6 protein-coding genes and 1 pseudogene are annotated in these 7,482 nt (G+C 63.0%); 1 reads left to right on the top strand and 6 read right to left on the bottom strand.

Features of this window, described 5'->3' with window-relative positions:
- The 6 genes and pseudogenes from F2P47_RS13105 to F2P47_RS13080 all read right to left on the bottom strand — a co-directional run.
- A pseudogene (locus F2P47_RS13105) lies at positions 1-202 on the bottom strand (hypothetical protein); the annotation flags it as partial.
- 2 nt (positions 203-204) lie between these two features.
- Positions 205-1,554 carry a GTPase HflX gene (hflX, locus tag F2P47_RS13100; protein ID WP_152216827.1) on the bottom strand — a complete coding sequence of 450 codons (1,350 nt, stop codon included), beginning with the start codon at positions 1,552-1,554 and terminating at the stop codon, positions 205-207.
- A 96-nt stretch (positions 1,555-1,650) separates the two neighbouring features.
- Positions 1,651-1,899, bottom strand: coding sequence for an RNA chaperone Hfq (gene hfq / locus F2P47_RS13095; RefSeq protein ID WP_152216817.1), 249 nt, complete (start codon positions 1,897-1,899; stop codon positions 1,651-1,653).
- Positions 1,900-2,096: 197 nt separating this feature from the next.
- Positions 2,097-2,954 carry a D-amino-acid transaminase gene (locus tag F2P47_RS13090; RefSeq protein WP_152216816.1) on the bottom strand — a complete coding sequence of 286 codons (858 nt, stop codon included), beginning with the start codon at positions 2,952-2,954 and terminating at the stop codon, positions 2,097-2,099.
- A 21-nt stretch (positions 2,955-2,975) separates the two neighbouring features.
- Positions 2,976-4,370 carry a nitrogen assimilation response regulator NtrX gene (gene ntrX, locus F2P47_RS13085; RefSeq protein ID WP_152216815.1) on the bottom strand — a complete coding sequence of 465 codons (1,395 nt, stop codon included), beginning with the start codon at positions 4,368-4,370 and terminating at the stop codon, positions 2,976-2,978.
- Complete coding sequence (locus tag F2P47_RS13080; RefSeq protein ID WP_185681103.1) at positions 4,360-6,663, bottom strand: sensor histidine kinase NtrY-like; 2,304 nt, start codon at positions 6,661-6,663, stop codon at positions 4,360-4,362. Before F2P47_RS13080 ends, ntrX begins: the two co-directional genes overlap by 11 nt.
- 396 nt (positions 6,664-7,059) lie before the next feature.
- Between F2P47_RS13080 and F2P47_RS13075 the strand changes: the two genes are divergently transcribed.
- Complete coding sequence (locus F2P47_RS13075; protein WP_152216813.1) at positions 7,060-7,482, top strand: YeeE/YedE family protein; 423 nt, start codon at positions 7,060-7,062, stop codon at positions 7,480-7,482.

The following is a 7,482-nucleotide window of genomic DNA, read 5'->3' as shown; positions in this document are numbered from 1 at the left end:
AATCCTCCGCAAATCGGTCAGAGGATTGAATCACGCGCGCCCATGCGACAGCAATGGCGGAGTTTTTCAACGGTATCGTCACATAGTCGCCCTTGGACTTTTCCTCGACCTCGCCATCCTTCAACGCCCGGAAGCGCGGCATGATTTCGAGCGCCGCGACTTCTCGCATCAGGGCAGCGACTTCTTCGGCAAGCTTGCTCATGCTTATTCGGCCGCGTGCGCCATAACGGGTTCGACGCGCCCCTTGAGCTCAGGATAGCGCTTTTCAAGCCGCCCGAACTCCGCTTCGGAGAGGTTTACATCGAGCACTGTCGTGCCGTCCTCCTCGCTCACGCGCTTGCGCACCTGCCCATGCTCATGAAGCCATGCCATCAGTGCACCCTCGTCCGGCTGCACGATGATACGGACTGAAAGCCCCTTGTCGACGACGAGCTTGTCGATGAGCGTCAACAGCGTTGCCGTGCCCTCGCCCGTCAAGGCTGAGACGGCAACCGTCAGCGGATCGCGCGCGGCGGCATTCACCACGGCGTCGTGCGCCTCCGGTGGCAGGCAATCGATCTTGTTCAGAACCTCGATAATGGGCCGTTGCGGCTCCTCGGCCTTTTCGCCCGCAAGTCCAAGCGATGCCAGCACGACCTCGACATCATGCTTCTGAATGTCGCTTTCTTCATGCGAGGCGTCCCGCACATGCAGGATAACCTCCGCCTCAAGCACCTCTTCGAGCGTCGCGCGGAAGGCTGCGACGAGATGCGTCGGCAGGTCGGAGATGAAACCCACGGTATCGGATAGAATGATCTTCCGCCCGCTCGGCAGCGACACGGCCCGCATGGTGGGATCGAGCGTCGCGAAGAGCAGGTTCTCGGCAAAGACGCCGGCTTCCGTCACGCGGTTGAAAAGCGTCGACTTGCCGGCATTTGTGTAGCCGACCAGTGCCACGACCGGATAAGGCACCTCGCGCCGCGTCTTGCGATGGAGTTCGCGCGTCCGCTTCACCGTTTCGAGCTGACGCTCGATCTTGGTGATGCGTTCCATGATGATGCGCCGATCCGCTTCGATCTGGGTTTCGCCTGGACCGCCAAGGAAGCCGAAGCCACCACGCTGACGCTCAAGATGGGTCCAGCTGCGGACGAGACGGCTCTTTTGGTAGTTCAGATGGGCGAGCTCGACCTGCAGCGCGCCTTCACGCGTGTGCGCTCGCTCGCCGAAGATTTCGAGGATGAGGCCCGTGCGGTCGAGAATCTTGACCTTCCAGGCACGTTCGAGATTGCGCTGCTGAACGGGCGAAAGATGTCCATCCACAATGACGAGCTCGACCTCCAGCTCCTCGAGCAGGCCTTTCAGCTCCTCGACCTTGCCCTCGCCGATCAGCGTTGCCGGGCGCGGATCGGAGACCACGGCTATGGCGTTACCCACCAGATTGAGGTCGATGGCGGCGGCAAGGCCCAGCGCCTCTTCCAGTCGCGCCGTCTGCGAGCGGAAGGGTTGCCCCTTCCGCTTCGCATCGAGTTCTGCGGATTTGAGCCATGGCACCAGCACGAAGGCGCGCGTCGGCATGCGCCGCGCCTCATGGCCGGCGGCGTTCGCGGAACGGCTCTGTTCGCGGCGCTTCGTATCGCCGCCTGCATTATCCTGATCGGTCAAGAAAGGGCCTTAAGCCTCCTCGCCATTCGCTCCCGGCTCGAAAAGCTGCACGGGCGACGAAGGCATGATCGTCGATATGGCGTGCTTGTAGACCAATTGCGAGTGGCCATCGCGACGCAGCAACACACAAAAGTTGTCGAACCAGGTTACCACGCCCTGAAGCTTCACCCCGTTCACAAGAAAGATCGTGAGGTTCGTCTTGTTCTTACGAACATAGTTCAGGAACGTATCCTGCAAGTTATGGGTCTTCTCGCTCATGGGTAAACCCCATTTGTAAAATTTGGCCGGGTCGACACGGCCGCAGCGGCCGACCTCAATGGCTTTGCCTCTGCCCCGGAGGGTCGCGAGGTGCGGACCCCTCTAATCTGTTCTATTTCCAAAATGCTGCAAGTGCGAAAACACTCAAACGGCGACTTCTCCTCACTTTTTTCTCGCTAATGCCCCAAATGGCCGAATTAGCTCAGCACTCCGACCTTCGCATAGGCTTCGCGCAGCCGCAGCGTGATCGATCCGGGCGCGCCGTTACCGATCGCGGTATCGTCTATGCGCACGACCGGAATGATGACCGCTGAGGATGCGCTGATAAATGCCTCGCGCGCCGACTTCGCCTCATCCGGTGTGAAGGGGCGTTCGACAATCTCGATCCCTTCCCGCTTCGCCGTTTCGAGAAGCACGGTCCGGGTAATGCCGGAGAGGATCTCCGGCCCGGTCGAGCGCGTGACGAGCCGGCCGAACTTGTCCACGATCCAGGCATTGGTCGAGGAGCCTTCGGTGACGTAGCCTTCGGCATCAACCAGCCAGGCCTCATAGGCACCCGCCTCCCGCGCCGCCTGCTTGGCGAGGATGTTGGGCAGGAGCGCGATCGACTTGATATCGCGCCGCGCCCAGCGCAGATCGGGCATGGTGACGACGGCAACGCCCTTTTCCGCCGATTGCTGGATGCGCGCCATATTGAGCCGCTTGGCTGTGATCACCAGCGATGGCTTCACCGGGCCTGCGGGAAACGGATGGTCGCGGGGCGCAACGCCGCGCGTCACCTGGAAATAGACAAGGCCGTTCTCGACCCGGTTCCGCCGCACCACTTCGCGCAGCACCTGACGCAGCGCGGAAAGCGGCATCGGGCTCGCGATCCGCAATTCCGCAAGCGACCTCTGCAGGCGGGCGAGATGCAGTTCCTCGTCCATAAGCTTTCCGCCGCGAATGCCGCAGACCTCATAAACGCCGTCGGCGAACTGGTAGCCGCGGTCGTCGATATGGACGCCCGCATCCGCGTGGCGGACATAGCGGCCGTTGACATAGGCAATACGTGACAAGATGCGCTTCCTGCTCTGGCGTCAGATCGGCAGATCGGCACGCGACGTCGTCGCAACGCCGAGTGACTTCAGCTTGCGATGCAGCGCCGAGCGCTCCATGCCGATGAAGGCCGCCGTGCGCGAGATGTTGCCCCCGAAGCGGCTGATCTGGGCCATCAGATATTCGCGTTCGAAAGTCTCGCGCGCCTCTCGAAGCGGCAGGGCCATGATGTGCTCTCCGCCCGAACCATTGACCGTGATCTGGGCCGAGGAGCCGACCTCCGCCGGCAGCATATCGGCAGTAACAACCGCACTCGGATCGCCCGAGGTCAGGATGAGCAGCCTTTCGACATTGTTGCGAAGCTGACGGACATTGCCCGGCCAATCATGCGCCTGAAGCGCGGCCATCGCGTCTTCCGAAATGCGGCGAGGTGGCAGGCCCGTCGAGCGCGAGAGCTGCGCCATGAAATAATCAACGAGCATCGGAATGTCCTCGCGCCGCGCCGAGAGCGGCGGCACATGGATCGGCACGACGTTGAGCCGGTGATAAAGATCCTCGCGGAAGCGCCCTTTCGAGATTTCATCCTGAAGGTCGCGGCTCGACGACGAGACGACGCGCACATCGACCTTCACCTTCGGCCCGCCGCCCACGCGCTCGAACGTCTGGTCGACGAGAACGCGCAGGATCTTGCTCTGCGTCTCGATGGGCATTTCCGCCACTTCGTCGAGAAAGAGCGTGCCGCCATGTGCCTGCTCGAAAACGCCGACCTTGCGCGGGCCGGCAGATGACGCTTCGGTGCCGAAAAGCTCGATCTCCATGCGCTCAGGCGCCATGGTCGCCGTGTTGATGGCGATAAAGGCACCTTCCGCGCGGCGCGAGCGCGCGTGAAGAAGCCGCGCCACAATCTCTTTGCCGGACCCGGAGGGGCCGGTGATGAGCACGCGGCTGCCCGTCGGCGCCACCTTGTCGATGGTCTGGCGCACCTGCGCCATGGTGGCCGACATGCCGATCAGCGTGGTGTCGTCACCGACTCGGGTTCGCAGTTCGTCGTTCTCGCGCTTCAGCTTGTAGGCCTCAATGGCGCGACGAATGATGAGGATCAGGCGGTCGGCCTTGAACGGCTTTTCGATAAAGTCGTAGGCCCCCTTCTTGATCGCCGAAACAGCCGTCTCGACATTGCCATGGCCGCTGATGATGACGATGGGCAGGTCCGGGTGGCGTTCATGCACGGCGTCGAGAACTTCGAGCCCGTCGAGGCGGCTTCCCTGCAGCCAGATATCGAGAACCACGAGGCCGGGCCGCCGCGCTTCGATGGCCGCAAGCGCGCTGTCGCTGTCTCCTGCGACCCGCGTGTCATAACCCTCGTCGTTCAGGATACCCGCAACGAGTTCGCGGATATCCGCCTCGTCATCGACAATGAGAATGTCAGATGCCATTTACCGCCTCGTTCTCTGTCGTAGTCTCGATTGCTTCCGGCTGCTCTGCGTCGCCGTGAAGCCGCGGGAAGACGAGCGTCACGCGCGCTCCGCTCTCCCAGCCCTCCGCCGCCGGCGCGTCACTGAGCAGCAACGAACCACCATGGTCTTCCATCACCTTGTTCACGATCGCGAGGCCAAGGCCGGTGCCTTTTGCGCGCGTGGTCATATAGGGCTCGGTAAGGCGCGCCCGGTCGGTCTGCGGCAGCCCGCAGCCCGAATCCGTCACCACGATCGACACCGTCTCCAGCGCCGGCACCAGCGCGACGTGAATGCGACCGAGATGGCCCTCCCGATGCGCGGCGCCTTCCTCCTCCGCCTCAGGCTCCTGTCCCCTGATCGCCTCGGCGGCATTCTTCAGGATGTTGGTCAACGCCTGGCTGACGAGGCGCCCATCGCAATCGAGCACCACCGGATCCGACGACATGTCGAGTTGGTAGTCGATATCCGGCTGTGCCACGCGCTGAAGGAATACCGCCTGCCGCACGATCTCGTTGATCTCGATCGGCTTGATATGCGCAGTCGGCATCCGCGCGAAGGAGGAGAACTCATCCACCATACGCCCGATATCCGTCACCTGCCGAATGATCGTGTCGGTGCATTGCTGGAAGACTTCCGGGTCGGTATGGATCTCCTTCGTGTATTTGCGGCGAAGCCGTTCCGCCGAGAGCTGGATCGGCGTCAGTGGATTCTTGATCTCATGCGCGATGCGCCGTGCCACGTCCGCCCAGGCGGAGGTGCGCTGCGCGCGTACCAGCTCTGTGATGTCGTCGAAGGTGAGCACAAAACCGCCCAGCGCCGATTCCGTCAACTCGCTGGTCACGCGGATATTGAGTGTCCGCTCCAGCCCTTCACGCATGAGCACGACCTGGGCTTGCGCGCGCCGATCCGGATGAGCTTGTGCCTCGCGCACCACCGCGGCCATTTCGGGGATTGCAGCTGCAATGTCGCGGCCGACCAACGCGTCGGCAACCTTGCCGAAGAAGCGCAGCGCGGCCCTGTTTGCGTGGTTGATATGACCTTCGTAATCGAGGCCGAAGACGCCGGCGCTGACGCCGGAAAGCACCGCTTCCGTGAACTGGCGCCGCTGATCGAGCTCATGGTTCGCGTCCACCAGTTCCTTGCGCTGGTTTTCGAGCTGGCTCGTCATGCGGTTGAAGGCGTTGGAGAGCACGTCGAGTTCGTCGCCCGTTTCGCCGGGCTCCACCCGAGCGCCCCAATCGCCGGCACTCACACGCTCCGACGCCTGCACCAGCTTGCCGATCGGATCGATGATGCGGTTCGAGGCCCAGAGGCCGAGCCAGATGGCGGCCAGCAGCGTCACCAGCGCCATCGCCACATAGATCAACGCGAATGTGACCTGAAAGGTGATACGACGCTTCTCGAGGCTTTGATACTCGTCCACCGCCTCGCGGGTCTGCGCCAGATGTTCGAGTACACGGGCGTCGACGAAGCGTCCGACATAGAGATAGGTGTCCTCCAGCGAACTCAGCTTCACCAGCGCCCGGATCTGGTTATGCTGCTGCACCGTCCAGAGCACGGCCTCGCCCTTATCCGCCTTCTCGAACTGCTCGGGCAGCGGCAGCCCCATGTCTGGCGCGACGCTCGCCGTCACCTTGGCGAGCAGCCGGCCCTTGGAATTGATGACGTAGGCCGCAGGCAGCGAGCGAAGTGCGGCTTGCGTCGCAACGAGCTGCTGAAAGCGTTCGGGGTTTGAGGCCAGATAAGGCGCGGCGCGGTCAAGGTCGGTCACCATCGCCAGCGCGTCGCCGCGCAGCACATGGTGATGCTCATCCAGATAGGCTTCGGCAACCGTCTGGGCGTTCGAAATGATGGTCTGCGTACGCTCGCTGAACCAGGCGTCGAGACCCCGGTTGAGGGTCACCGCCGCGAAGACCGCGACGATGATCGCAGGCATGATCGCCACCACGGCGAACATGGCCACCAGCCGCGCATGGAGCTTCGCACCTGCTGCCCCGCTGACCCGCGCGATGATGAGCCGGACCACCCGCCAGCAGATCAGCGCGAAGAGGATCAGAACGATGCTCATGTTGCTGAGAAGCAGCACGATGACCAGCACCCGACCCGGGCGAAGCGGTGTCAGGCCGGTGAGCGTCAGATAGGTGAAGGAGCCGAGAACGAGCGCCGCCACGACGAGGCCGACCGCGAGCGCGCCCGAAAAGCCGCGCCGGGACATAAGGCCCCAGAGCCGGCTGTCCCAGCTTCTCCTGGTCGATTGATCCGTTGCCGTCATGCCCGGTGGGGTCCTCGCCCGCGGCACTGACCGAGCCTTCCGCCGTCCGGCGAAATGCGGCGCCATGCGTCGCCTGTGCCCAATCTGCCACGAAAAATCGGTTCAGACGGCATTCTGGCCTGCGAATCGCGGCCCAGCAACCACAATGTGGCGTGTTTACAACTATTCGCACAAAGGCGCCCGACCGCCAGATTCAGGGCCAACGGCTCAGTCAGCGGGGTAACCTTGACCTGCGTGCGCACAGATCGGCGGCGGTGTATGTTTGCATGGTCAACGTCACCCGCAACTGCGGGCGCTCCCGCAAGCTTTGGCGGTGGCAAGTAAAAATCCATCCCAGCGAAGTCTCGGCCGGCACAGCGTCGGGCTTGAAGCTCGGAAAGCAGGACGCGTTCTCTTATGGAAATCTTCGCAACGGCTGCCGCCGGCGGCGCACTCATCGGACTGGCTGCCGCCGGGATGCTGCTGGTCAACGGCTCCATCGCAGGTATCAGCGGAATATTCGGCAATGCCCTGGCCGGCCAGCCCGGACTCTGGCGTTGGACATTCCTTGCCGGTCTGATCGCCGCGCCTCTGGTCGCGCCGCTCGCCAAGATCGAGGTACCGGCGCCACATCATCAGGCAGGCCTCGTCACACTCGCCATCGCAGGCCTTCTGGTCGGTATCGGCACCCGCCTTTCGGGCGGCTGCACGAGCGGCCATGGCGTTTGTGGACTCTCAAACCTCTCGCGGCGATCGCTCGTCGCGACGGGAACCTTCATGCTTGTTGCCGCGCTGACTGTCTATGCAGTCCGCCATCTCCACCTGCCGGTGGGGTTCTGA

Source organism: Parvibaculum sedimenti (assembly GCF_009184905.1).
Taxonomy (GTDB): Bacteria; Pseudomonadota; Alphaproteobacteria; order Parvibaculales; family Parvibaculaceae; genus Parvibaculum; species Parvibaculum sedimenti.
The sequence above is the reverse complement of the archived record's forward strand: the minus strand, read 5'-3'. Positions and strand labels throughout refer to the sequence as shown.

Excerpts from the sequence above, each read along its gene's own strand:
- ntrX (WP_152216815.1), bottom strand. The coding sequence starts at position 4,370 with ATGGCATCTGACATTCTCATTGTCGATGACGAGGCGGATATCCGCGAA.
- F2P47_RS13080 (WP_185681103.1), bottom strand. The coding sequence starts at position 6,663 with ATGACGGCAACGGATCAATCGACCAGGAGAAGCTGGGACAGCCGGCTC.
- F2P47_RS13075 (WP_152216813.1), top strand. The coding sequence starts at position 7,060 with ATGGAAATCTTCGCAACGGCTGCCGCCGGCGGCGCACTCATCGGACTG.
- hfq (WP_152216817.1), bottom strand. The coding sequence starts at position 1,899 with ATGAGCGAGAAGACCCATAACTTGCAGGATACGTTCCTGAACTATGTT.
- hflX (WP_152216827.1), bottom strand. The coding sequence starts at position 1,554 with ATGCCGACGCGCGCCTTCGTGCTGGTGCCATGGCTCAAATCCGCAGAA.